This window comes from Sporosarcina luteola (assembly GCF_023715535.1).
Lineage (GTDB): Bacteria > Bacillota > Bacilli > Bacillales_A > Planococcaceae > Sporosarcina > Sporosarcina luteola_B.
Genome location: NZ_JAMBOI010000002.1, coordinates 246858 through 271631, shown reverse-complemented (window position 1 = coordinate 271631; position 24774 = coordinate 246858). Strand labels below are relative to the sequence as shown.

The 24774-nt window shown below is 45.5% G+C and carries 23 protein-coding genes; 21 read left to right on the top strand and 2 right to left on the bottom strand.

The window, feature by feature from the left end:
• Positions 1–136: 136 nt before the first annotated feature.
• The 14 genes from recA (at position 137) to hfq (ending at position 17186) form a co-directional block, all read left to right on the top strand.
• Positions 137–1198, top strand: a complete 1062-nt coding sequence (gene recA, locus M3191_RS04860; RefSeq protein ID WP_251694756.1) for a recombinase RecA — start codon at positions 137–139, stop codon at positions 1196–1198.
• A gap of 283 nt (positions 1199–1481) precedes the next feature.
• A complete protein-coding gene (rny, locus tag M3191_RS04855; protein WP_251698575.1) occupies positions 1482–3050 on the top strand; it encodes a ribonuclease Y in 1569 nt (522 codons plus the stop codon).
• Positions 3051–3139: 89 nt separating this feature from the next.
• Entirely contained in the window at positions 3140–3937 is a 798-nt protein-coding gene (locus M3191_RS04850; RefSeq protein ID WP_251698573.1) for a TIGR00282 family metallophosphoesterase, read from the top strand.
• 87 nt (positions 3938–4024) lie between these two features.
• Positions 4025–4294, top strand: a complete 270-nt coding sequence (locus tag M3191_RS04845; RefSeq protein ID WP_251624091.1) for a stage V sporulation protein S — start codon at positions 4025–4027, stop codon at positions 4292–4294.
• Positions 4295–4537: 243 nt separating this feature from the next.
• Positions 4538–6091, top strand: coding sequence for a tRNA (N6-isopentenyl adenosine(37)-C2)-methylthiotransferase MiaB (gene miaB, locus M3191_RS04840; RefSeq protein WP_251698571.1), 1554 nt, complete (start codon positions 4538–4540; stop codon positions 6089–6091).
• A complete protein-coding gene (locus tag M3191_RS04835; protein WP_251698569.1) occupies positions 6088–6522 on the top strand; it encodes a RicAFT regulatory complex protein RicA family protein in 435 nt (144 codons plus the stop codon). The genes miaB and M3191_RS04835 overlap by 4 nt, the downstream gene beginning before the upstream one ends.
• 116 nt (positions 6523–6638) lie before the next feature.
• Positions 6639–7196, top strand: coding sequence for an outer spore coat protein CotE (gene cotE / locus M3191_RS04830; RefSeq protein WP_251694752.1), 558 nt, complete (start codon positions 6639–6641; stop codon positions 7194–7196).
• Between the two features lie 118 nt (positions 7197–7314).
• The gene (gene mutS / locus M3191_RS04825) at positions 7315–9885 is read left to right on the top strand and encodes a DNA mismatch repair protein MutS (RefSeq protein ID WP_251698568.1); all 2571 of its coding nucleotides are present in this window, start codon (positions 7315–7317) and stop codon (positions 9883–9885) included.
• A gap of 63 nt (positions 9886–9948) precedes the next feature.
• Positions 9949–11859 carry a DNA mismatch repair endonuclease MutL gene (gene mutL, locus M3191_RS04820; RefSeq protein ID WP_353056507.1) on the top strand — a complete coding sequence of 637 codons (1911 nt, stop codon included), beginning with the start codon at positions 9949–9951 and terminating at the stop codon, positions 11857–11859.
• 45 nt (positions 11860–11904) lie between these two features.
• A complete protein-coding gene (gene glpK, locus M3191_RS04815; RefSeq protein WP_251698566.1) occupies positions 11905–13398 on the top strand; it encodes a glycerol kinase GlpK in 1494 nt (497 codons plus the stop codon).
• Between the two features lie 17 nt (positions 13399–13415).
• Positions 13416–15062 carry a glycerol-3-phosphate dehydrogenase/oxidase gene (locus M3191_RS04810; RefSeq protein WP_251698564.1) on the top strand — a complete coding sequence of 549 codons (1647 nt, stop codon included), beginning with the start codon at positions 13416–13418 and terminating at the stop codon, positions 15060–15062.
• On the top strand, positions 15059–15973 hold the full coding sequence (locus tag M3191_RS04805) for an alpha/beta hydrolase (RefSeq protein ID WP_251698561.1): 915 nt from the start codon (positions 15059–15061) through the stop codon (positions 15971–15973). Before M3191_RS04810 ends, M3191_RS04805 begins: the two co-directional genes overlap by 4 nt.
• Entirely contained in the window at positions 15970–16920 is a 951-nt protein-coding gene (gene miaA, locus M3191_RS04800) for a tRNA (adenosine(37)-N6)-dimethylallyltransferase MiaA (RefSeq protein ID WP_251698559.1), read from the top strand. The genes M3191_RS04805 and miaA overlap by 4 nt, the downstream gene beginning before the upstream one ends.
• Before the next feature lie 41 nt (positions 16921–16961).
• Positions 16962–17186, top strand: coding sequence for an RNA chaperone Hfq (gene hfq / locus M3191_RS04795; RefSeq protein ID WP_251694746.1), 225 nt, complete (start codon positions 16962–16964; stop codon positions 17184–17186).
• 62 nt (positions 17187–17248) lie between these two features.
• On the opposite strand, the gene M3191_RS04790 is transcribed toward hfq, so the two are convergent.
• The gene (locus M3191_RS04790; RefSeq protein WP_251698557.1) at positions 17249–17845 is read right to left on the bottom strand and encodes a trimeric intracellular cation channel family protein; all 597 of its coding nucleotides are present in this window, start codon (positions 17843–17845) and stop codon (positions 17249–17251) included.
• A 139-nt stretch (positions 17846–17984) separates the two neighbouring features.
• Here M3191_RS04790 and M3191_RS04785 point away from each other — a divergent pair, with 139 nt between their 5' ends.
• The gene (locus tag M3191_RS04785) at positions 17985–19250 is read left to right on the top strand and encodes an aminotransferase class I/II-fold pyridoxal phosphate-dependent enzyme (protein ID WP_251698555.1); all 1266 of its coding nucleotides are present in this window, start codon (positions 17985–17987) and stop codon (positions 19248–19250) included.
• Positions 19251–19322: 72 nt separating this feature from the next.
• On the opposite strand, the gene lexA is transcribed toward M3191_RS04785, so the two are convergent.
• Positions 19323–19943 carry a transcriptional repressor LexA gene (gene lexA, locus M3191_RS04780; protein WP_251698553.1) on the bottom strand — a complete coding sequence of 207 codons (621 nt, stop codon included), beginning with the start codon at positions 19941–19943 and terminating at the stop codon, positions 19323–19325.
• A 202-nt stretch (positions 19944–20145) separates the two neighbouring features.
• Between lexA and yneA the strand changes: the two genes are divergently transcribed.
• The 6 genes from yneA to M3191_RS04750 all read left to right on the top strand — a co-directional run bounded on the left by yneA (position 20146) and on the right by M3191_RS04750 (position 24568).
• Entirely contained in the window at positions 20146–20460 is a 315-nt protein-coding gene (gene yneA / locus M3191_RS04775; protein WP_251698551.1) for a cell division suppressor protein YneA, read from the top strand.
• A 2-nt stretch (positions 20461–20462) separates the two neighbouring features.
• A complete protein-coding gene (locus M3191_RS04770) occupies positions 20463–21125 on the top strand; it encodes a YneB family resolvase-like protein (RefSeq protein ID WP_251698549.1) in 663 nt (220 codons plus the stop codon).
• A gap of 114 nt (positions 21126–21239) precedes the next feature.
• Positions 21240–21473, top strand: coding sequence for a DUF896 domain-containing protein (locus tag M3191_RS04765; RefSeq protein WP_251698547.1), 234 nt, complete (start codon positions 21240–21242; stop codon positions 21471–21473).
• 104 nt (positions 21474–21577) lie between these two features.
• On the top strand, positions 21578–23587 hold the full coding sequence (gene tkt, locus M3191_RS04760) for a transketolase (protein ID WP_251698545.1): 2010 nt from the start codon (positions 21578–21580) through the stop codon (positions 23585–23587).
• A 170-nt stretch (positions 23588–23757) separates the two neighbouring features.
• Positions 23758–24207 carry a sporulation inhibitor of replication protein SirA gene (gene sirA / locus M3191_RS04755; RefSeq protein WP_251698543.1) on the top strand — a complete coding sequence of 150 codons (450 nt, stop codon included), beginning with the start codon at positions 23758–23760 and terminating at the stop codon, positions 24205–24207.
• A 124-nt stretch (positions 24208–24331) separates the two neighbouring features.
• On the top strand, positions 24332–24568 hold the full coding sequence (locus M3191_RS04750) for a YneF family protein (protein ID WP_060208743.1): 237 nt from the start codon (positions 24332–24334) through the stop codon (positions 24566–24568).
• Positions 24569–24774: the final 206 nt, after the last annotated feature.

Genomic DNA, 24774 nt, shown 5'->3' with positions numbered 1-24774 from the left:
CCTCATTCTCATTTAAAAATTGTTTTTGATAAAATAAATCGAATAAGCGTTCGTTTTTCATTTGAGTATTTCTCATAAAAGGAGTATAGTAGAGACAGGAAGAAAAGAATAACGCCTTTTAAGGGAGGAATCGTTTTTGAGCGATCGTAAAGCAGCTTTGGACCAAGCTTTGAAACAAATTGAAAAACAATTCGGGAAAGGTTCTGTCATGAAATTGGGGGAAAAGACCGATCGGGAGATTTCAACGTCTTCAACCGGCTCGCTTGCTTTGGATGCAGCATTAGGGGTTGGCGGCTATCCAAGAGGACGCGTCATTGAAATCTATGGACCAGAGAGCTCCGGTAAGACAACTGTTGCATTGCATGCAATTGCGGAAGTACAAGCTTCAGGCGGACAAGCAGCGTTTATCGATGCTGAGCATGCGCTGGATCCGGTTTATGCACAAAAGCTTGGCGTGAATATTGATGAATTGCTATTATCCCAGCCTGATACGGGCGAACAAGCGCTTGAAATTGCAGAAGCACTCGTTCGAAGCGGTGCAATCGATATCGTCGTCATTGACTCCGTTGCAGCATTGGTGCCAAAAGCGGAAATCGAAGGGGAAATGGGCGACTCTCATGTCGGCTTGCAAGCCCGTCTCATGTCCCAAGCTCTTCGTAAATTGTCCGGCGCTATCAATAAATCGAAGACCATTGCAGTGTTCATCAACCAAATCCGTGAAAAAGTAGGCGTCATGTTCGGAAATCCAGAAGTGACACCTGGCGGTCGCGCATTGAAATTCTATTCGTCGGTCCGTTTGGAAGTACGTCGTGGTGAAGCTATTAAACAAGGAAACGACATCATGGGTAACAAAACACGTATTCGTGTCGTGAAAAACAAAGTCGCTCCTCCATTCCGTACTGCGGAAGTGGATATCATGTATGGGGAAGGGATTTCCAGAGAAGGTGAAATCGTCGACCTTGGTGCCGAGCTTGAAATTGTACAAAAGAGCGGCGCATGGTATTCCTATGAAGGAGAGCGCCTTGGCCAAGGACGTGAAAATGCGAAGACATTCCTGAAGGAAAACCCGGATATCCGTTCGGAAATCGCAAACAAAATCCGTGCTTCTTATGGGATGGCTGCTGCCAACTACGTTATTGCAGCGCATAGCGAGGACGAAGAAGAACTAGATCTATTACTTCTAGAAGAAGAAAAATAATTGATTATATGCGGACTGCCTTCAATGGGCGGTCCGTTTTGTATTTGAAGTTTTAAAAGCTATTCGGTTTGGAGAAGCGTCCGTTCGACGCTCGCCCACGGAAAGCGAGCGGTAAGCTTCGGAAAACATAGTCTCAAGCTTTACAATCCTTGACATGTCAAAATTTCATAGATACAATTAGAATTGTATAATTTCACACCAATGAAATCATAATGGCAGTATGTTGAATGTTAATATACGAGCCGACTGAAAACGAAAAGAATAGCAGGAGGAGGTGACCTGGATGCCAGATGGAATCATCGGAATCATCATCTCCGCTTTGGCCGGTCTATTCGTCGGTGCAGTTGTTATCTATTTAGTTATCAAAAAAGTGAATGATTCGAGAGTGACGGGTGCCAAAAACTCTGCCGAACAAATCGTGGAAGATGCGAAACGTGAAGCGGAGGCTTTGAAAAAAGAGGCACTGTTAGAAGCGAAAGATGAAAATCACAAACTGAGAATTGAAGCGGAATCAGAAATCCGTGAACGAAGAGCGGAACTGCAAAAGCAGGAAAACCGCCTTTTGCAACGGGAAGAAAATCTAGACCGCAAAGATGATGCTCTCAATAAAAGAGAAGCAGGGCTGGAACGCAAAGATGATGCGCTATCCAGTAGACAACAGCATATTGAACAAATGGAACGCAAGGCGGAAGATCTTGTTGCGACACAACAGACGGAACTTGAAAGAATCTCGGCTCTTACACGGGATGAAGCGAAACGGATCATCCTGGATGACGTCGAGAAGGAACTTTCCACAGATATCGCAGTAATGACGAAAGAGTCGGAGCAACGTGCAAAAGAGGAATCTGAAAAGAAAGCCCGTGAAATCCTTTCCCTTGCATTGCAACGTTTTGCAGCAGACCATGTTGCAGAAACAACCGTGTCTGTCGTGAACTTGCCGAACGATGAAATGAAAGGCCGTATCATCGGAAGGGAAGGTCGAAATATCAGGACATTGGAAACACTGACTGGTATCGATCTGATCATCGACGATACGCCGGAAGCTGTAATCCTTTCCGGGTTCGATCCTGTACGTCGTGAAACTGCCCGCCTCGCACTCGAAAAACTCGTGCAAGATGGCAGGATCCACCCGGCGCGCATTGAAGAGATGGTGGATAAGGCGCGTAGGGAAGTGGATGAATTGATCCGTGAAAAAGGGGAACAGACTACATTCGATGTAGGCGTTCATAATTTGCATCCGGATCTGATCAAAATCCTTGGAAGATTGCATTTCCGTACAAGCTACGGTCAAAACGTCCTAAAGCACTCTGTTGAAGTCGCTTATCTTGCGGGATTGTTGGCAGCTGAAGTTGGCGAAGACGTCACTCTTGCAAGGCGTGCAGGTCTTCTCCACGATATCGGAAAGGCAATCGACCATGAAGTCGAAGGAAGCCATGTCCAAATCGGAGTTGAGCTTGCAACGAAGTACAAGGAGCACCCTGTTGTCATCAACAGTATCGCTTCCCATCATGGCGACGAGGAAGCAACTTCAGTCATCGCAGTACTGGTAGCTGCTGCTGACGCATTATCGGCAGCTAGGCCGGGTGCACGCAGTGAAACACTGGAAAATTATATTCGTAGACTACAAAAACTCGAAGAGATTTCGGAATCATACGAGGGCGTGGAAAAATCATTCGCCATTCAAGCGGGCCGTGAAGTCCGCATCATTGTACGACCAGACCAGATTGATGATATTACAGCTCATCGCCTGGCTAGGGATATTCGGAAACGGATCGAGGAAGAACTCGATTATCCGGGTCACATCAAAGTGACGGTCATTCGCGAAACGCGTGCAGTCGAATATGCAAAATGATGAAAATGACTCCTGTCCATCCATGGTCCAGGAGTCATTTTCTTATCATTTCAAATTAAGTTCTTATTAGTAGAAAGAGGTTGCAAAAAATGAAGGTAATTTTTATAGGTGATATTGTAGGATCAATCGGAAGGGACATGGTGTTTGATCATATCGCACGATTGAAACGAAAATACAAGGCGGATGTAGTCATCGCCAACGGTGAAAATGCCGCATCCGGAAGAGGCATTACAAGAGCGATTTACGATGATCTACTCCGTTCGGGAGTCGATATCGTAACAATGGGCAACCATACGTGGGACCAAAAGGAAATATACGATTTCATTGATGAAACAGATTACTTGATTCGTCCAGCGAATTTTTCAGATGAGGCTCCAGGAAAAGGGATGACGACAATTACAAAAAATGGCGTGACGTTGTCAGTCATCAATTTGCATGGCCGTACCTTCCTTCCTCCACATGGCGATCCGTTTGACAAGGCCGAGGAATTGATTGAAAAGGCCGGCCAACTATCTCCGCTCATCTTCGTTGATTTCCATGCAGAAGCGACGAGTGAAAAGATTGCAATGGGATGGCATTTGGACGGAAAAGCATCTGTAGTCGTAGGGACCCATACTCATGTTCAAACGGCGGATGAGCGAATATTGCCAGGCGGTACGGCATATTTGACGGATGCCGGAATGACTGGACCGTATGATGAAATCTTAGGAATGAAGAAAGAGGATGTCATCTACCGTTTCCGTACGAATTTGCCTGTCCGATTTGAAGTGCCGAAAAGAGGACGCGCCCAATTGAACGGGTTGTATGTTGAGTTGAATGACCAAACCGGGAAAGCGGTCGCAATCGAGCGCATTATGATTAATGAGGATCATCGATTCGAAGCATGATGTGCGTCTAATCATCTCTTTCTTTTCATAAGATGACTTATGGATAAATACATTCCATAGACATCGTGAAAACAAGGAGGAAACATGGTGAGTCCATTGAAAGTATCATCCCGCTCTAATCCGAATTCCGTCGCAGGAGCACTCGTAGCGGTGATCAGGGATCAAGGGTACGCAGAAATGCAGGCTGTCGGTGCAGGCGCATTGAACCAAGCCATCAAAGCAGTCGCAATAGCACGGGGATTTGTCGCCCCAAGCGGAAGCGACCTCGTTTGCGCACCGGCATTTACCGATATTGAAATTAACGGCGAAGGCAGAACGGCATTGAAGCTGTTAGTTGAAAAAAGAAAAAGAAATTAAGTGCAATAAAATAAGAGCTGTCGAAAAAGTCTTAATAATGACTTTCTCGACAGCTTTTTATAATCGCGTCAAATTCCAGCCGCCTCGCGTCTTTAGCAAGCCCCCGCTGTCACACAGTTGCCCAAAACACCTACAATTCCGGAAATGAAAGAATTTAGCCACTTCAAAGTGATAAGATGTTCATGTATAATGAAGTCAATCTGTTCAATTCCCACAAAGTTTGAAGAAAGGGGAAGTTTTTGCATGAATGAAGAACAACGCCTGGAAGCCGGGCTTGTCAAACCGGCTACAGTGAAAACTGCATCTGCACCGGAAAAGGACTATAGTAAATATTTTGAAACTGTCTATACACCTCCATCTTTAAAGGATGCTAAAAAGCGTGGGAAAGAAGAAATTTCCTACCACGACGATTTTCAAATTGAAGAGCGCTTTCTTGACATGGGTGCTGGACGTAAGTTTTATATACGTACATACGGTTGTCAAATGAACGAACACGATACCGAGGTAATGGCGGGCATTTTCACGGGTTTGGGTTACGAAGCCACGGACACTGTGAACGACGCGGATGTCATTCTATTGAACACATGCGCAATCCGTGAAAATGCAGAAAACAAGGTGTTCGGTGAACTGGGACATCTGAAGCCGTTGAAGCTTGAAAAGCCGGATCTGCTCATTGGCGTCTGCGGTTGCATGTCACAGGAAGAGTCGGTCGTCAATAGAATCTTGAAGACATACGATCAAGTCGATATGATTTTCGGCACGCATAATATCCATAGATTGCCGAATATTCTTCACGAAGCATATATGTCGAAGGAAATGGTCATCGAAGTATGGTCGAAGGAAGGAGATATCATTGAAAACCTTCCCAAAGTGCGCCATGGCAATATAAAAGCATGGGTCAACATCATGTACGGCTGTGATAAGTTTTGCACATATTGCATCGTACCGTACACGCGCGGGAAAGAGCGCAGCAGACGTCCGCAAGATATCATCCAGGAAGTTCGGCAGCTTGCCGCTCATGGATATAAGGAAATCATGCTTCTCGGGCAAAACGTCAATGCGTACGGCAAAGATTTCGATGATATCGATTACCGCCTAGGTGATTTGATGGATGACCTTCGCAAGATCGATATTCCGCGTATCCGCTTTACTACGAGCCACCCTAGGGATTTCGACGACCATCTCATTGAAGTGCTTGCAAAAGGCGGTAACTTGCTTGATCATATCCATTTGCCTGTGCAATCGGGTTCAAGCGATATCTTGAAAATCATGGCACGGAAGTATTCAAGGGAACAGTTTTTGGAACTGGTCTCTAAAATTAAGGCGGCTATTCCGAATGTCACTTTAACAACGGATATCATTGTCGGCTTCCCGAACGAGACGGACGAGCAATTTGAAGAAACGCTTTCTTTGTACAAAGAAGTAGGATTTGAAATGGCGTATACATATATTTATTCTCCACGCGAAGGTACGCCTGCTGCAAAGATGGTGGACAATATTCCTATGGAAGTGAAAAAGGAACGTCTGCAACGCCTGAACAAGCTCGTCAATGAGATGTCGGCGGAAGCGATGAAGCCATATCAAGGTAAAACAGTCAAGGTACTAGTCGAGGGAGAGAGTAAAAGGAATCCCGATGTGCTTGCCGGTTATACAGAGAAGAATAAACTTGTCAATTTCAAAGCGCCACGTTCTGTGATCGGAGAAATTGTCAATATAAAAATAATCGAAGCCAAAACATGGTCGCTTGACGGCGAATTCATTGGCGTCGTAGAAGAGGAAAAGGTGATGTCAAAATGAAAAGAAATTTTACAAAAGAAGAGATAATCGAAAAGGCCCGGGAAATTGCGCATATGATCGCAAATACAGAGCAAGTCGAATTCTTCAAACGTGCAGAAGCACAAATCAATGAAAATCAAAAAATCCGTGAAAAAATCGCGAGCTTAAAATCATTACAAACACAAGCGGTTAACTTCCAAATGTATGAAAAAGAGAGGGCACTTGCAATCATTGAAGGAAAGATCGAAACGATTCAAGCGGAAATCGACGAAGTTCCGATTGTACAAGAATTCAAGCAATCTCAGCTTGACGTGAACCAACTACTCCAGTTAGTGTCGAACACGATTGCCAATAGTGTGACGGATGAAATTATTGAATCTACAGGCGGAGATGTACGTCGCGGTGAAACTGGTTCATATGTCAGAAGTACGCAGCATAAGCCGTTATCATAATGTAAACCGATGAGGATAATTTCCTCGTCGGTTTTTTTCACTTTCTGGGCTTCTGGTGCATAGGATAAATAGACGTTAACGAAGGAGGAAACGAACTGAAGAATTTACGGCAAATTGTGACGAAGGCAGTCATTGCAAAAGGGAAGCTGCGGACGGAATCGAATGTCTCTCTGAAGCCGCCGAATAATCCATCAAGCATATTGGGCTGTTGGGTGATCAACCACACGCATCATGCGAAAAAAGTGGGGCGATACATCGAAGTGACAGGTAAGTTTGACGTGAATGTATGGTATTCGCACCATGACCACTCAAAAACATCCGTCTTTTCGGAATCGGTGCCGTATAAGGATAAGATCAGGCTCCACTATCGGGACGAACCGGTATCCGGCCAAGAAGAAATCATCGTAAACGTTGTCCAGCATCCTAATTGCACAGAAGCGCTCATCTCGGAATGCGGTGAAAAATTCATCATTAAAGTGGAAAGGGAATTGGTAGCGGAAGTCGTTGGTGAAACAAAAGTGTGTATCACTGTCCATCCACATCAATTTGAAGAGGAATGGTCATTCAAGGACGAATCTTCTTCTCATCATGGCCACAGCCATGAACATGACCACCACAAAGCAGACGAAGAGAAGCGCCATGAGGACAGAGGAAAAGATTCACGCCCGTTTTAAGCCGGAAGGAGCATCCGGCTTTTTTTTATTGTGATAACTCCGGCTTTTTCACATTGTTACTTTGAAGCAGCATGTTTTGATATAATATAAGAAAATGCAAGATTAGCGAGGTTCTGGAATGACTACATACACACCAATGATTCAACAATACTTACAAGTGAAAGCGGAACATGAGGATGCGTTCCTCTTTTTCCGTTTAGGAGACTTCTATGAACTGTTTTTCAACGATGCGATAGAAGCATCCAATATCCTGGAAATTACATTGACGAGCAGGGATGGCGGTAGCACGGACAAAATCCCGATGTGCGGAGTGCCTTACCACTCAGCGGAAGGCTACATTGAGACATTGGTCTCAAAAGGCCATAAAGTGGCGATCTGCGAACAGACGGAGGACCCTAGGGCAGCGAAAGGGATTGTGAAACGGGAAGTCGTTAAAGTTGTCACGCCGGGCACGATTACTGAAGGGAAATCCTTGGATGCCAATGCAAATCATTTCATCGGGGCTGCTGACCAGTTGGATGAAAGGCGTTATGCGTTAGCCTATGTCGATCTTGCTACAGGTGAGGGGAAAGCGGAAATCGTTACAGGTGATGAGCGAACATTGATTGCCGAGATTGAGGCACTTGGAATGAAAGAGATTGTTGTCCGGGAACGATTGCATATTAGCTTGAATGAATGGATGGCCAAAAGGGATATTGTCCTCTCTATGGAAAATGGGGATAGTGATGATAGCTCTAAAGACAACCAATCGCAAGTCCCGCTTGAGTTGGGTGAGGCGTGCGACATACTGATTTCTTATTTGAAACGTACTCAAAAGTCCTCTTTGGAGCACTTACGTCCTTTTGAATACATACAGAAGTCAGGCAAACTATCAATCGATGCCAATTCGATGCGCAATCTTGAGCTAGTCCAATCAATCCGGAATGGAAGCAAGGAAGGAACTCTATTCTGGCTTCTGGACGAGACTTCAACAGCGATGGGTGCCCGGAAACTGAGAATTTGGATTCATCAGCCTCTTGCGGACAGGACTGCTATTGAGGACAGACTGACAATCGTGTCGGACTTGATTGAGGATTACTTTCTTCGTGACGATTTGAAAACATCGTTGAAAGAAGTATATGACCTTGAACGTTTGTCAGGCAGGATCTCCATGGGAAGTGCCAGCGGAAGAGATCTAGCGCAGCTGCGTAATTCCCTGCGATGTGTGCCTCATTTGAAAAATGCGCTGGAGCAATCCGGCCACGAGCGTCTGCAGCGTTTTTCCGAGCAGATTGATCCGTGTACGGAAGCACTCGGTTTGTTGGAGAAGTCGATAGCGGAAAATCCGCCTATTTCTGTAAAAGAAGGCGGCATCATTAAAGACGGCTATAACGAAAAGCTTGATCAATATAGGGATGCTTCGAGAAACGGCAAGGAATGGCTAGCGGGGCTCGAACGTGATGAACGGGAACGCACAGGTATTAAAAACCTGAAAATCGGCTACAACCGCATTTTCGGCTATTTCATTGAAATTACGAAATCTAATATCCATCTGGCAGATTTGACCCGCTATGAACGTAAGCAGACCCTTGCTAATGCGGAGCGCTATATTACGTCCGAGTTGAAAGAGAAGGAAGATTTGATCCTGAACGCCGAGGCTGAAGGTCAGGAGCTTGAATATAGCCTTTTCTGTGCTGTGCGTGATGAAATGAAAGACCATATCCGCAGAGTCCAGCATTTGGCAAGTATCCTGTCTGAGCTGGATGTACTACTTTCATTCGCTGAGGTGTCCGAAAAGCAACGGTTCGTCAGACCGCAGTTCCATGACGGACGGGCATTGGAAATAAAAAACGGAAGACATCCGGTCGTAGAGAAGATGATGGATCATTCATTATATGTTCCGAACAGCTGCACATTGACCGAAGAGGCAAACATGCTGCTCATCACCGGGCCGAATATGTCTGGTAAAAGTACATTCATGCGTCAAGTCGCTTTGACGGTCATCATGGCTCAAATCGGCTGCTATGTGCCATGCGAATCTGCAATTCTTCCCGTTACGGATCAGATATTCACGAGAATCGGGGCGGCGGATGACCTTGCATCCGGCCAAAGTACGTTCATGATGGAAATGATGGAATCAAAATATGCAATTGCAAATGCGACCGGAAACAGCTTGCTTCTCTTCGATGAAATCGGCAGAGGAACATCTACGTACGATGGAATGTCGCTTGCTCAGGCGATGATGGAATTCATCCATGATGAAATTGGCGCAAACACATTGTTTTCAACACATTATCATGAGCTCACAAAGCTTGACATGGAATTGGAAAGGCTCTCGAATGTCCATGTAGCCGCTATGGAGCAGGAAGGGAGAGTCGTCTTCCTCCACAAAGTGATGGCTGGGCCGGCGGATAAGAGCTACGGGATTCACGTTGCCCAACTGGCTGGCCTTCCGGAGTCGATTGTAGTCCGTGCGAAAGAGCTGCTTGATGCTTTTGAAAGCGCAGAACAGTTCGGTGCCGCGACTTCGGCATCCGAACAATTGACGTTCTTCGACTTGCAGGAAGAAACTGCTTCGATATCTGAATTGGATATCGATGTTCTAGATCAGATGAAACAGGCGGACTTATTGAACATGACGCCTATGCAGGCGATGAACTTAATCCTAGATTGGCAAAAACAATTGAGTGCATCTACTAAAGCGGACTGACCAATAGTGTCCGGTGCCTATTGAATTCATTACTACGACAAAAAGACAAAAAGGAGGGATCTAGTGGATATCATTTCAGTCATGGACGATTCATTGTCCAATAAAATCGCAGCAGGGGAAGTCGTCGAGCGACCGGCTTCGATTGTGAAGGAATTGGTAGAGAACTCGATTGACGCGGGCAGCACTTCGATTGAGATTGCGCTTGAGGAAGCAGGGCTCACGTCTATTCGGGTGACAGATAATGGAAAAGGGATGTCACGTCACGATGCCGTCCTTGCATTTGAGCGCCATGCAACGAGCAAAATATCGAATGAACATGACCTGTTCCGGATCAGGACTCTTGGATTCAGAGGAGAGGCGCTCGCTAGTATCGCTTCCGTATCCAAGGTCAGCCTCTTCACGTCTGACGGTGAAACAGAAGGTACGGAAGTGCAGCTGGACGGCGGAATTGTGATCAAACAATCCAATGCAGCATTCAGAAAAGGGACCGATATGACGGTTTCACAACTTTTCTATAACACGCCTGCAAGGCTGAAATATATGAAGACGATCCAGACAGAGCTTGGACATACGATCGATCTCGTCAACCGACTGGCGCTCAGCCATCCTCAGATCGCTTTTAAGCTGTCTCATCACAGCCAGACTGTTCTGCATACGTCAGGCAGCGGGGATCGCCGGAAAGTCCTCACGGATATCTATGGAATGGCTGTCGCGCGGAAGATGGTGTCATTTTCAGGGGAAAACGCCGACTTCAAAGTGGATGGATACGTCACGTTGCCCGAGATGACAAGAGCATCCAAAAACTATATGACGCTCATCGTCAATGGAAGATGGGTAAAGAGTTATGCTGCAAACCAGGCTGTAATCGATGGCCTTCATACCTATTTGCCAATTGGAAGGTACCCGATTGCAGTCATCAACGTAGAAGCAGACCCGTTTTTGACGGATGTCAACGTGCATCCTTCCAAACAGCATATACGCATGAGCAAAGAGGGCGATCTGTTCGACCTCATCAAATCGGCTGTCCGAGATGCGGTTAAACGGTCAATTATCGTCCCCGATGCCGTGAAGCGGGAACCAGTCAAGAGAATGCCCTCCGAGCAAGTGACAATCTGGAACGACTTCCGGCCGGCAACTACTGGGAATGAAAGAGAAGTAGCACAAGAGAAGGTCGAAGTTGATCAGAAAGTGTCTCCGTTTAAGCAGGAAGAGTCGATAATTGAATCGAATCTGTTTGAGAAGAAACCGCTCCAAGCTGTTTACGAACCTGTCAAGCAAGAACCAGTGCAAACGGATCAGCCCGAAAAGGTAATGGAAGTGCAGGAAATACTGTCTGAGCAGGAAGTGCATGTTCCTGAAATAGATGCAACAACTGAAAAGAAGGAGAAAAGATTCCCGCCGCTCGTACCAGTCGGTCAAGTCCATGGCACATACATCGTCGCTCAAAACGAAGACGGATTTTACATGATTGATCAGCATGCTGCTCAAGAACGTATTAAATATGAATTCTTCAGGGAGAAATTAAGTAAAGTGGAAGAGGATGAAAGGCAAATGTTGCTAATGCCGCTCATCTTCCATTATTCTGGCGACGAAATGGTGAAAATAGAGGAGAATCTGGAAGCGCTGAATGAAGTCGGTGTCTTTCTGGAGGAATTCGGACCCTCCTCATATACAGTAAAAGAATATCCGGCATGGTTTCCTGCAGGAGAAGCGTCGACTCTTATCGAAGAATTGATAGAACAGGTGTTGACGAATCGGAGGACGAATATCGGGAAGCTGCGCGAAGAGACGGCGATCATGATGAGTTGCAAGCGTTCCATCAAAGCGAATCATCATTTATCGATTGCAGACATGGAAAGACTTCTGAACGATCTGTCGCATGCGGAGAATCCATATACATGCCCGCATGGACGTCCAGTCCTTATCCATTTCTCAACTTATGAAATTGAAAAGATGTTTAAGAGGGTAATGTAACTCTGTATCGGAAAACCTATAGTTGAACAAGGGAGCGGGTTACCAATGGGTGAGTTCATATTAACGATCGACCAAGGGACAACTAGCACGAGGGCAATTCTATTCAACCGGAAAGGCGAGATTGTTCATACTGCGCAACGGGAATTCAGGCAGATATTCCCGAAACCGGGCTGGGTGGAACATAATGCGAGCGAAATATGGGGTTCTGTTTTAGCTGTCATCGCTTCGGTACTGACGGAAAGCGGACTTCAACCTGAAGACATCGATGGAATCGGCATTACAAACCAGCGGGAGACGACTGTAGTTTGGGACAAGCTTACTGGACAACCCGTCTATAATGCAATTGTTTGGCAGTCAAGACAGACACAGCAGATCATCAATGAGTTAAGAGAAGCAGGCAAGGAAGAGAGCATCCGTCAAAAGACGGGTTTGCAGCTTGATCCATACTTTTCCGCTTCGAAAGTGAAATGGATTCTTGACGAGGTGGAAGGTGTGCGTGATCGGGCTGAAAAAGGGGAGCTTCTATTCGGTACGATTGATTCGTTCCTCATTTGGAAGCTGTCGGAAGGAGCTGTCCATGTAACCGATTATTCGAATGCTTCGAGGACGATGCTATTCAATATTCACGAGCTCGAGTGGGATAAAGAGCTATGCGCAATGTTGGATATCCCAATGGGCATGCTGCCTGAAGTGAGGATGTCTTCTGAAATCTATGCCCATACAGATCCATCCGTATTCTTTGGTGCTGCTGTTCCAATCGCCGGTGCCGCCGGAGATCAGCAATGTGCTTTATTCGGGCAGGCCTGTTTTCACGTTGGCATGGCCAAAAATACGTACGGTACAGGTTGTTTCATGTTGTTGAATACGGGCGAACAGCCTGTTACTTCCGAAAATGGCCTGCTGACCACGATAGCCTGGGGGTTAGGTGGCAAGATTACATACGCACTTGAAGGCAGTGTGTTCGTCGCAGGTTCTGCTATCCAATGGCTCAGGGACGGGATGCGCATGATCCAGAAAGCCTCGGATTCAGAAATGTACTCGACGCGGATCGCTTCTACGGATGGTGTGTATGTCGTTCCTGCATTCGTTGGACTCGGTACGCCATATTGGGATTCAGATACTAGAGGGGCAGTATTCGGATTGACCCGAGGGACCGAAAAAGAGCATTTCATCCGTGCAACTGTTGAAGCGCTGGCCTATCAGACAAAAGATGTACTGTTGACGATGGAAAAGGATGCTGGCATCGACATTGATGTATTGCGTGTAGATGGAGGCGCTGTCGCGAATACATTCCTCATGCAATTCCAAAGCGATATGCTGCAGAGCGAGGTGGAGCAGTCGGCGTATATGGAGACGACGGCACTCGGGGCGGCATATCTTGCCGGACTCGCGACAGGATTTTTCGAGTCTTGTGAGGCAGTGGAAGCTTTATGGGCGAAAGAACGGACATATTCTCCGAAGATGGCAATGGAAGATCGGGATGCCTTGTACGGAGGCTGGAAGAAGGCTGTCGAGGCGGCGCGGCTATTCAAACTTTGACTGGAGGAGAGCGAAAGATGTTATCATCGATCACAAGACCGAAAGTGAAACAGTTCATGCGCGACTATCAGTTTGACCTGCTAGTCATTGGGGGAGGGATAACCGGAGCCGGCATTGCTCTTGACGCAGTGACAAGGGGATTATCCGTCGCCCTTCTCGACATGCAGGATTTTGCGGCGGGCACTTCCAGCAGATCGACGAAACTGATCCATGGAGGCTTGCGGTATTTAAAGCAGATGGAGTTGAAAATCGTTTCCGAAACAGGGAAGGAACGGGATATCGTCTATCGGAATGCAATTCATGTAACGGAGCCCGAGCGTATGCTTCTACCTTTCCACAAAGGCGGCTCCTTCGGAAAGCTGACCACTTCCGCAGGACTATTCGTCTATGATAAATTGGCGGGTGTAAGAAAAGAGGAGCGCCGTGAAATGCTGTCACCCGACGAGACGCTCGCAATGGAGCCGTTAGTCAGGGAAGAAGGTTTGCTTGGCGGAGGACATTACGTAGAATACCGTACCGATGACGCACGGCTGACAATAGAAGTAGTAAAGAAAGCTGCACAAAAAGGTGCTCTTTGCCTTAATTACATGAAAGTCGAGCAATTTACGTATCACGACAAAAAAGTGTCGGGTGTAACTGTCCGGGATATGCTCACTGGAGAAGTGATGGACATAAGCGCTTCCGTCATCGTCAATGCGACTGGCCCTTGGGTGGATGAATTGCGGGAAAAGGACGAGGTGTCGAATGACAAACGGCTGCGATTGACAAAAGGAACGCATATTGTAATCGATAAGTCGAGATTCCCTTTGCAGCAGGCAATCTATTTTGATTCGCCTGACGGCAGGATGATCTTTGCAATCCCGCGGGGCAATAAAGCCTATATCGGAACGACAGATACCTTCTTTGACGGTGACCGGGCCAATCCGGTTGCAACGGAAGAAGACATCGCTTATCTTCTTGATGCACTTCATTATATGTTCCCTTCCGTAAAAGCTGGCCGCAATGACGTCGAGTCGACTTGGGCAGGTGTGAGGCCGCTTATTTATGAAGAGGGTAAGGACGCATCCGAAATTTCACGAAAAGATGAAATTTGGGAAGCGGGAACGGGATTAATAACAATTGCTGGCGGGAAATTGACCGGCTATCGCAAAATGGCTGAAACCGTCGTAGACCATGTTGTAAAGAGGTTGCCGACAACTTCGTTCGGGCCATGCGTAACGGAGTATCTCCCGTTGGCGGGTGGAGACTTCGAGAATGAAGAACAGTTCACAATCTTCCTCGAGAGTAAATCGAATGAAGCTGAATTATACGGACTTACGAAGGATGAAGGACGAGCGCTTGCCTCATTATACGGATCGAATGTCGATCAGGTCTTTACCTATGTTAGTGCGGTTTCAACAGAGAAGACAGTTTTACCTGCTCTATTGAAAGCGGAAATCCTCTACTCCATCCATAATGAAATGGCCATGACGCCGTCTGACTTCTTCATAAGGAGGAGAGGGGATCTCTATTTCAACATGCCGTTTGTAAAACTGTATAAAGAGGCGGCAACGGACTATATGGGAGCTATCCTTTCCTATACCGAAGAAAAGAAAGAGTTCTACCTCTCCCAATTGGAGAAGCAGATAAAAGCAGCAGAAGGAAAGGTCGGTGAACGTGTGTGAATGAACAGGTGCTGATGATGTCAGATGGTTTTTCCATCCATTCAGTGTATGCGCAACCTGCAGATCGCCCAATAGCCCATATTCATCTGCTTCACGGAATGGCGGAGCATATCGGCCGATATGAAGAGTTCGTAACATATCTTACAAGCGAAGGTTTCGCGGTATCCGGACATGATCATCGCGGCCATGGCAAGACAGCCGATTTAAATGGGAAATTAGGAGATTTCGGCGAAACTGCCGGCTTTGATCGAGTCGTTGAAGACACGTATGAAATCATCAGCTTTTACCGCAATAAATTCCGAGCGCCACGTGTAATCCTTTTCGGGCATAGTATGGGGTCATTTGTAGCGAGGAGATACACCCAAAGATTCGGAAGGGAACTCGACAAGCTTATTTGTTCAGGAACCGCCGGCAACCCTGGTGTGAGCCGCATCGTTGGAAAAGCTCTAGCATCGATGAAAGGCAAAGCAACAAAATTCGATGAACCGGATTATTTCATTAATAAATTGGTTTTCGGAGGGTTCAATAAAAAAGTGGGCACACCAAAAACATCCTTTGATTGGCTATCGAGAGACAATGAAAAAGTGGAGCAATACATTAATGATCCGTTATGCGGTTTCGTACCGACTACCCGTTTTTTCATCGATCTCTTTGACGGACTTGCGAAAATCAATGACTTGGACTGCATCAGGCAAGTCCCTAGCAGATTGCCGATCCTGTTCCTTTCTGGTTTAGATGATCCTGTCAGCAATAATGGCAAAGGAGTCTGGCAGGCTGCACGGCAATTTGCCGATGTCGGTATCGAGGATATAACAGTCATGCTATATGAAGGCGGTCGACATGAAATGTTGAATGAAGTGAACCGGGAACAAGTATTTAATTTCGTAAAGGATTGGATAAAAAAAGAATGAATCAATCAGATAAAGTCATCGCAATCGTCGGACCCACTGCTTCAGGCAAAACGGCACTAAGCATCGAGCTAGCCAAAAGGCTTGATGGGGAAATTATCAATGGCGATGCAATGCAAGTGTATAAAGGATTAAATATCGGCACAGCGAAAATAACAGAACAAGAAAAAGAAGGAATTTCCCACCACCTCTTCGACATCAAGGAACCGAACGAGTCGTTTTCCGTAGCGGAATACCAGTCGACTGTGCGTAACTGTATTGAAGAAATCCAAAGCCGAGGCAAACAGCCGATCATTGTCGGCGGCACGGGTTTGTATATCCAGTCGGTCCTATTCGATTTCAGATTTACCGAAGAGGCGGGAGACGAAAACGTCAGGGCTGAATTGGAAAATGAACTTGAAACGGAAGGCGGCGCGGAACGCCTGTATAATCGGCTTCAAAAACTCGATCCTGCAAGTGCAGAAAAAATTCATCCGAATAACCATCGACGTTTAATACGTGCGCTTGAAATCATCGAAGTGACTGGCAAAACGAAGAATGAGCATGAACAAGGGGCAGGTGGGGCTCCTTTATATAATCATTTAATTGTGGGCCTTACAATGGACAGGGAAATCCTTTACAAGCGAATCGATGTTAGAGTGGACCAAATGATGGAGGATGGATTGCTGGAAGAGGCTCGGGGTTTGTGGGAAAAGGGCATCCGAAATGTCCAGTCGGTCCAGGCGATCGGATATAAGGAGCTGTATCAATATTTTCAAGGCGATTTCTCTTTGGATGGTGCAGTAGAGTTAATAAAGAAAAATACTCGTCATTATGCGAAACGCCAAATGACGTATTTTCGGAACAAAGTGAAAATCAGCTGGTTCGATGCAAATTCGGATAAAGAAAAGATTGTCGATGAAATTGTATCAATTTTGAAGGGTTTTGAAGAAGCGGAATCGAATAAGTAAAAAGGCAAGAGAAATATAGAAGTAATTGGAGGCTGGGGTGTATGTCACAAGGTAATATGCAAGAAACATTTTTGAACTCACTACGGAAAAACAACACGTTCGTCACGGTATTCCTATTAAATGGTTTTCAGTTGAAAGGCCTTATCAAATCATATGATAATTACACCGTACTTTTGGAATCGGACGGCAAGCAGCAATTGATCTACAAGCATGCAATATCGACCTATGTGCCTGCTAAACCTGTAGTGTTAAAGGACGAAGAATAAAAAACATATGTCCCAATGAAGGAGCAGGTTCAATTAGCCTGTTCCTTTTTCCATTGGACATATCATGAATTACTGATAGGCAATTCCCAGTGATAATGGTAAGAGAGGATTCGTAAAGTAGCGACAACGACTAGCAGTGCGTACAGCGCCCAATCATGACTATAAAGACCGATGCCGACGAGAAATCCGGCCCCTGCTGCCCAAACGGCATAAATGTCCCTCTTAAAGACGAGAGGACGCCTTCCAGCAAGCAGATCCCGGATTACTCCTCCGCCTGCACCTGTCAATACGGCAGCAACCATTACTGCGTATAATGACATATTCATATTGACCGCAAGCATTGCCCCCTGGATGGCGAACGCAGACAATCCAATGGCGTCAAAATAAGTGCCCCACCGATTCCAATGATTAATGATCGTTTTTGAAAAAAAGAAAATGAAAGTTATTAAAATCGATGCGACGATAAAAAGAAAAGTTTGACTCCATAAAACGGAAGAAGGCAACCCAAGAAGAACATTCCGGACAGCCCCTCCGCCGAACGCAGTCACCATACCTAATATATAGACCCCGAATATATCATATTTCTCTTCCATTGCAATTAGCGCTCCTGAAATGGCAAAAGCTGCAGTTCCGATAAAACTAAAAACTTCCCAAGCCAATGAGGTTCCTCCTTGCTCCAAACACTTCATATAGTATATCAAAATAGAAGCTTTGCCAATACCGATCAATTTCCATTGACCAATCCCGACAGACTGATAAGATATTATAGTGACTATTTGTAGGAATGAGGAAATTGGAATGATGATACATGAATTTGCTTCTGAAATCGAAACAAAGGCGGAAGCCGCGGAACAAAAACTTGCTTCTTATTTCAAAGAAGTGGAAAAGACGGCATTCTACAATCAACGGAAGGTGCTGGCAGCTTTCCGAAAAAACATGGTGAGCGACTTTCATCTAACCGGCTCGACTGGATACGGATATGACGATAGCGGCCGGGATGTACTGGAACAAGTCTATGCAGATACTTTTGGCGCGGAAGCATGTCTCGTACGCAACCAGATCATCTCCGGCACCCATGCCATCTCATTGAGCCTGTTCGGAGTACTTCGGCCGGGGGATGAACTCCTTTATATAACAGGTAAACCTTACGACACACTGGAATCAATCGTATCCGGAAACGGTGAAGATACAGGATCGCTCATTGATTACGGAATCACATACAAGCATGTCGATCTTAAAGAGGATTGCTCAGTCGATTACGAAGAAGTAAGGAAGAATATCAATAGTAAGACGAAAATGATCGGTATTCAGCGTTCAAAAGGATATTCAGAACGTCCTTCCTTCCAAATTGAACAAATCGGTGAAATGGTACGCTTTGTCAAATCAATTAACCCGGAACTTGTTGTATTCGTCGATAATTGCTACGGTGAATTCGTGGAAACGAAAGAGCCGGTTGAAGTTGGGGCCGATCTGATGGCGGGCTCACTCATAAAAAATCCCGGCGGAGGACTTGCAAGGACCGGAGGATATATCGCCGGACGCGCCGATCTTGTGAAAAAATGCGCTTATCGCATGACATCGCCAGGCATCGGGGCCGAAGCGGGTGCATCGCTTGATACGCTTTTGGAAATGTACCAAGGCTTCTTCATTGCGCCACACGTCGTCAGCCAAGCCGTGAAAGGCGCTCTCTTCACAGCAGCATTCCTTGAAAGCTTCGGATTTGATACGACTCCGCATTATTCGGCTGCGCGGACCGATTTGATACAATCCGTTAATTTTGGCAATGCCGAGCAAATGATCGCATTTTGTAGAACCATTCAGGAGAACTCGCCGATAAATGCGCATTATGCGCCTGAACCGTCGTATATGCCGGGCTATTCCGACGATGTAATAATGGCTGCGGGGACATTCATACAAGGCTCAAGCATTGAACTCACTGCAGACGGCCCGATACGTCCGCCGTATACGGCTTATGTACAAGGCGGATTGACATATGAGCATGTTAAAGCGGCAGTCATGTCTTCCATGGATAAGCTGCTGAAAGATAAGATGCTGGAAAAATGAATTGAAAAGAGGATGATCCTTGTCGATGCAAGCCGACACGGTCATCCTCTATTTTTACGTACTGATTCTTGATTAATGAATCTGGCGATAAACGCCGACAACTTTTCCAAGGATGGAAACCGAATTGACGATGATCGGCTCCATCGACTCATTTTCCGGTTGCAAACGGAAATAATCCTTCTCTTTAAAGAAGCGTTTCACCGTTGCTTCGTCCTCTTCTGTCATAGCGACGACAATCTCGCCATTATGAGCAGTATGCTGCTGTTTGACGACGACATAATCCCCATTCAAAATTCCGGCTTCTATCATACTATCTCCGACAATTTCAAGCATGAATAATTTATCGTCGGACGTGCCATACGTATCCGGCAACGGGAAGTATTCTTCAATATTTTCAATTGCAGTGATCGGCAAGCCGGCGGTTACCTTTCCGACAAGCGGAACGTGGACAACTCCCGATTTCAGTGCAGTCAGACCCTCGGGATCCAGCACCTCGATCGCTCTCGGTTTTGTCGGATCCCTCCGGATATAACCTTTACTTTCCAATCTGGCCAGATGACCATGCACGGTAGAACTGGATGCTAGTCCAACAGCTTCTCCGATTTCACGAACGGAAGGCGGGTACCCTTTCAGCTTCACTTCATCTTTGATAAAAGATAGGATATCCTGCTGTCTCTTTGAAATTTTCTTCATTTTTCCACCCCTCCAATTAATAGAATCAATGATTAGCAATTGTGCGAACAAAGGTCCGCCACCACAATTGTTTCTTAAAGAGAGTATAACAGGTGTTCGGGTAATTGGCAAACAAAGGTTCGAAGATTTTATTGACTTCTAAAAAAACCTGCCCTATAATGGGAACAGGTATTCCGAACAAACATTCTTGGAGGGGTTTCTAATGACTTTCATTCAAAAATACGGCTTTATTCTATTAATTATTTTCCTTTGCACAGCATTTACACTCGTAGGTGTCATGAAAGAAGCAAAATCAGCCTCAACTTCATTCGTTGAAGTTACAATAGCAGAAGGCGATACACTTTGGGGATTGGCGCAAGATCATTCCTCTGATGAAAATTCGAAGAAATGGATAGCGAAAGTAATGGAAATGAATGACATGCAATCCACTATGATCAAATCAGGAGAAATATTGAAATTGCCTAAAGTTGATTCAGCAATACCTGATCCAATGATGACAGAATTGGCAGGAGACTAATGATGATAGGGAAAATGCAGACCTGTGTCTTATATTGCCGTGTCAGTACGGAAAAAGACTCTCAAGTTGCCTCCTTGTCCAGGCAAGAAGAAGAACTGAAGCGGCTTGCGGAAGAGCTAGGGCTGAAGCCTATACATATATTCAAGGAAAAACATAGCGGCTACGATATGGATCGAGAGGGATTGCTCGACTTACTGGACTGCGTCCGTGATGAAAAGATAGATGCGGTACTCGTACAAGATGAGACTAGGCTCGGGAGGGGTAACGCCAGGGTCGCCATCCTGCATCTTCTTGCCAAAACGAATACAACAGTCATTACGAACCACGATAGCGGCGCGTTGAAATTGAACGAGATGGACACGATGCTACTTGAAATATTGGCGATCGTTGAAGAGTACCAACGCAAATTGCACAACGCCAAAATCCGTAGAGGCATGAAGAGGGCTGTCCGTGAAGGCTACAGGCCGGAACGGAATTTAAAAAACAAAGGAAATCTCGAAGGACGCGAACGAATCGAAGTACCGATCAGTGAAATCGTGTCCTTACGCCAAAAAGGCCTAACCTTCGAAGAAATCGCCGGCGTATTGAAAGGCCTCGGTCATAACGTAAGCAAAGCAACGGTCCACCGCAGATATAAAGAATATGAAACAGAGCAGGAAGGGTGATTAGTTGCACTTCCTGCTCTTTTTGTATACCTTCAAAGTATAGTTTTAATGAGTTCCACTTCAATTGTTATGGTATAACAGTTGGTTGATGGACGAAATAATTGGAGGAATTTTATGTTATCCCAAGATAAAATCAAACGTATCAACGAACTATCCAAAAAGGCGAAAACAATCGGCCTATCAATCGAAGAAGCAAAAGAACAAACACAACTACGCAAAGAATACCTGGAAACATTCCGTTCATCCATGCGGGACACAATCGAAAATGTCAAAGTGATCGATCCTGAAGGCAACGACGTCACCCCGGAAAAAGTGAAAGATGCACGAAACAAGAAGTTCCTGAACTGAGTTTCCGTTCATAGGATGGATTGTATTTCATCTATTTATTGACTACACTATAGAAGGTATAACAATTGCAACTACAAGATAAAGCACGGGAAAGGATGTTCTGAATGACCGAAAAGATTGACCAATTAGCAATTAATACGATTAGGACGTTATCCATCGATGCAATTGAAAAGGCGAATTCCGGCCACCCGGGATTGCCAATGGGAGCTGCTCCGATGGCTTACACCCTATGGACGAAGCATATGCATCATAACCCTTCCAATCCTGAATGGTTCAACCGCGATCGGTTTGTCCTTTCGGCAGGTCACGGTTCCATGCTGTTATATAGCCTGCTTCATTTGAGCGGCTACGATTTGCCGATGGAAGAAATTAAAAACTTCAGACAGTGGGGATCAAAAACACCTGGTCACCCGGAATACGGCTATACAGTTGGTGTTGAAGCGACTACTGGTCCACTCGGTCAGGGAATCGGAATGGCAGTCGGAATGGCCATGGCTGAAAAGCATTTGGCTGCACTTTACAACCGTCCAGGATTTGATATTGTCGATCACCATACATTTGCACTTTGCGGCGACGGTGACCTTATGGAAGGCGTTGCAGCAGAAGCGATTTCCCTTGCAGGTCATCTGCAGTTGGAAAAATTGATCGTCCTTTATGACAGCAACGACATCTCCTTAGACGGAGAATTAGATATGTCATTCACAGAAAACATCCGAAAGCGTTTCGAATCATATGGATGGAACTATATCCGTGTTGAAGACGGAAATAATATTGAACTTGTTTCAAAAGCGATTGAAGAGGCGAAAGGCAATTCAGGCGGGCCGACAATGATCGAAGTGAAGACGGTCATCGGCTACGGTTCGCCGAATAAATCCGGAAAAGCTGACGTCCATGGTGCTCCTCTTGGCGAAGATGAAATGAAGCTTACAAAAGAGTACTACAAGTGGACATATGAAGAGGATTTCTGTGTTCCTGAAGGCGTCTATGAGACATTCAAAGAAGCGACAGATGAATTGGGCGTCAAGAAGGAACAGCAATGGAATGAACTGTTTGCACAATACGAGAGTGAACATGAGGACTTGGCCAAACAATTGAAAGCGGCAATCAAAGGAGAAATGCCTGAAGGACTTCAAGAAGCGCTTCCGACATATGAGGCCGGTTCTTCACATGCTACTCGATCCGCTTCAGGAGATGCCATCAACGCTATTGCAAATGTGCTGCCTTCGTTCTTCGGAGGAAGTGCAGACCTTGCAGGTTCCAATAAGACGACGATCAAAGGTGCAGGAGATTTCCTCCCGGGCGATTACAGCGGCCGAAACATCTGGTTCGGTGTCCGTGAATTTGCGATGGGAACTGCTTTGAACGGAATGGCGCTTCACGGTGGCTTGCATGTATTCGGCGGAACGTTCTTCGTATTCAGCGACTATGTAAGGCCGGCCATCAGATTGTCTGCCCTAATGGGTATGCCTGTCACATACGTATTTACGCATGACAGCGTCGCAGTAGGTGAAGATGGACCGACTCATGAGCCGGTTGAACATCTATCATCCCTTCGCTCAATGCCAGGATTGACAGTCATCCGCCCAGCTGATGGCAATGAAACTTCGGCTGCTTGGAATATAGCGGTCTCGTCGAAAAACAGACCGACAGTACTTGTATTATCCCGTCAAAATCTGCAAGTGTTGCCGAAGTCCGGTGAACTAGCAATGGATGGAGTGAAACGTGGAGCTTACACGATTTCTCCTGCTGAAAAAGACGTAGCAGACGGAATCTTGATTGCAACAGGCTCTGAAGTAAATCTTGCCGTCGATGCACAAGCAAAACTCCGGGAAGAAGGAATCGATGTTTCAGTCGTGTCCATGCCTTCTTGGGACTTGTTCGAGCAGCAGGATGAGCAATACAAAGAAAGCGTACTGCCAAAAGCAGTCAAAAAACGCCTATCCATTGAAATGGGTGCTTCCCTCGGGTGGCATAAATATGTTGGTGATGAAGGCGGAGTCATTGCAATTGACACGTTTGGAGCAAGCGCTCCAGGGGAAAAGGTTATTGCAGAATATGGCTTCACTGAAGAAAAAGTCGTTCGTGAGATGAAAACGATCCTCGGTCGTAATTAATCTTTACCGCTTCGGAATGTCATAAGACTACTTATTCCGGAGCGGTATTTTTCGTTAAGAGTATGACTTTCTATTGCGAAACTTTCGACAACAATAGTGTCTTTCTTTACCGTGTTTTGACAAACTTTTTACTTCTAGTGGGATAGACTATGTAAAAAGGAGTGACGGTCATGAGAACTTATGATATTTATAAAGTAAAAAAAAGATACCAATCGTTCATTCTAGGAAGGGAAGGGCTTCTCTATGATTTGCTTAAAGATCATGCGCAGGAGCAACCACCTTTGCAAGAAGTCCGTTATTTATGCGATGAAATAGAAGAATCCGCAATTGACCAAGCAATTCTTAGCAATTTGGGGAAAAGTTTTACAACGGTCGAAAGCGATGATGGCGAATATAAATTATCCCATCCAGTGAAAGGTTCCATTCATATTTCACTTAACCCATATTCCCTTCAAGCTTATTGCGATGGCTCGCGTATGTTGGACCTGGATTTGTTTGTTGCATTATCCGGATCGGACGATCGATTCTTTGCAGTGATGGACACGCATGGCGAGTGGGGATGGTTGAAACCTGTCAAACAGGAAAACCATCTAGGAAATGATCGTACATTTTTATTTTAAATCTTTATTCGGTATAATATAGAAATATTAACAGCCGGTCATTGCTATCCGCGGCCTCTTTGTTGTATAATCCATCATGGTAGAGTATTCTCGAATCACGGTAGTGGAGGAGGTATAGCGGATGATAAGCACGATTTGGGTAATCCTCATTGCCGTCGTCGCGTTAATCGCAGGTGTGGCCCTCGGATTTTTCATTGCACGTCAATATATGATGAAATATTTGAAGGAAAACCCGCCGATCAATGAGCAAATGTTACGTATGATGATGATGCAAATGGGACAAAAACCTTCACAGAAGAAGATTAATCAAATGATGGCACAAATGAACAAAGTAAGTGACAATGCGGGCAAGAAAAAATAAGCTAGCTTATTTTCCTTCTATAAATGTTATTTTCATTTGAGTTATTTGGACAAGCTATCAAAATGATACAATCGACAAAAACCACTTTTTACTGATGATAAAATCAGGGAAGTGGTTTTTTTATGCATTTATTCATCGTGATTATGGTTTTTAACTTTGAGTATCCTTTCTGACTTTGGACAAGTTAGTCGATGAAATAAAAACAA

Bases quoted from the DNA above. Each gene is read 5' to 3' on its own strand.
- rny (WP_251698575.1), top strand. From the start codon at position 1,482: ATGCCAGATGGAATCATCGGAATCATCATCTCCGCTTTGGCCGGTCTA.
- M3191_RS04850 (WP_251698573.1), top strand. From the start codon at position 3,140: ATGAAGGTAATTTTTATAGGTGATATTGTAGGATCAATCGGAAGGGAC.
- miaB (WP_251698571.1), top strand. From the start codon at position 4,538: ATGAATGAAGAACAACGCCTGGAAGCCGGGCTTGTCAAACCGGCTACA.
- M3191_RS04835 (WP_251698569.1), top strand. From the start codon at position 6,088: ATGAAAAGAAATTTTACAAAAGAAGAGATAATCGAAAAGGCCCGGGAA.
- mutS (WP_251698568.1), top strand. From the start codon at position 7,315: ATGACTACATACACACCAATGATTCAACAATACTTACAAGTGAAAGCG.
- glpK (WP_251698566.1), top strand. From the start codon at position 11,905: ATGGGTGAGTTCATATTAACGATCGACCAAGGGACAACTAGCACGAGG.
- M3191_RS04810 (WP_251698564.1), top strand. From the start codon at position 13,416: ATGTTATCATCGATCACAAGACCGAAAGTGAAACAGTTCATGCGCGAC.
- miaA (WP_251698559.1), top strand. From the start codon at position 15,970: ATGAATCAATCAGATAAAGTCATCGCAATCGTCGGACCCACTGCTTCA.
- hfq (WP_251694746.1), top strand. From the start codon at position 16,962: ATGTCACAAGGTAATATGCAAGAAACATTTTTGAACTCACTACGGAAA.
- M3191_RS04785 (WP_251698555.1), top strand. From the start codon at position 17,985: ATGATGATACATGAATTTGCTTCTGAAATCGAAACAAAGGCGGAAGCC.
- lexA (WP_251698553.1), bottom strand. From the start codon at position 19,943: ATGAAGAAAATTTCAAAGAGACAGCAGGATATCCTATCTTTTATCAAA.
- yneA (WP_251698551.1), top strand. From the start codon at position 20,146: ATGACTTTCATTCAAAAATACGGCTTTATTCTATTAATTATTTTCCTT.
- M3191_RS04770 (WP_251698549.1), top strand. From the start codon at position 20,463: ATGATAGGGAAAATGCAGACCTGTGTCTTATATTGCCGTGTCAGTACG.
- M3191_RS04765 (WP_251698547.1), top strand. From the start codon at position 21,240: ATGTTATCCCAAGATAAAATCAAACGTATCAACGAACTATCCAAAAAG.
- tkt (WP_251698545.1), top strand. From the start codon at position 21,578: ATGACCGAAAAGATTGACCAATTAGCAATTAATACGATTAGGACGTTA.
- sirA (WP_251698543.1), top strand. From the start codon at position 23,758: ATGAGAACTTATGATATTTATAAAGTAAAAAAAAGATACCAATCGTTC.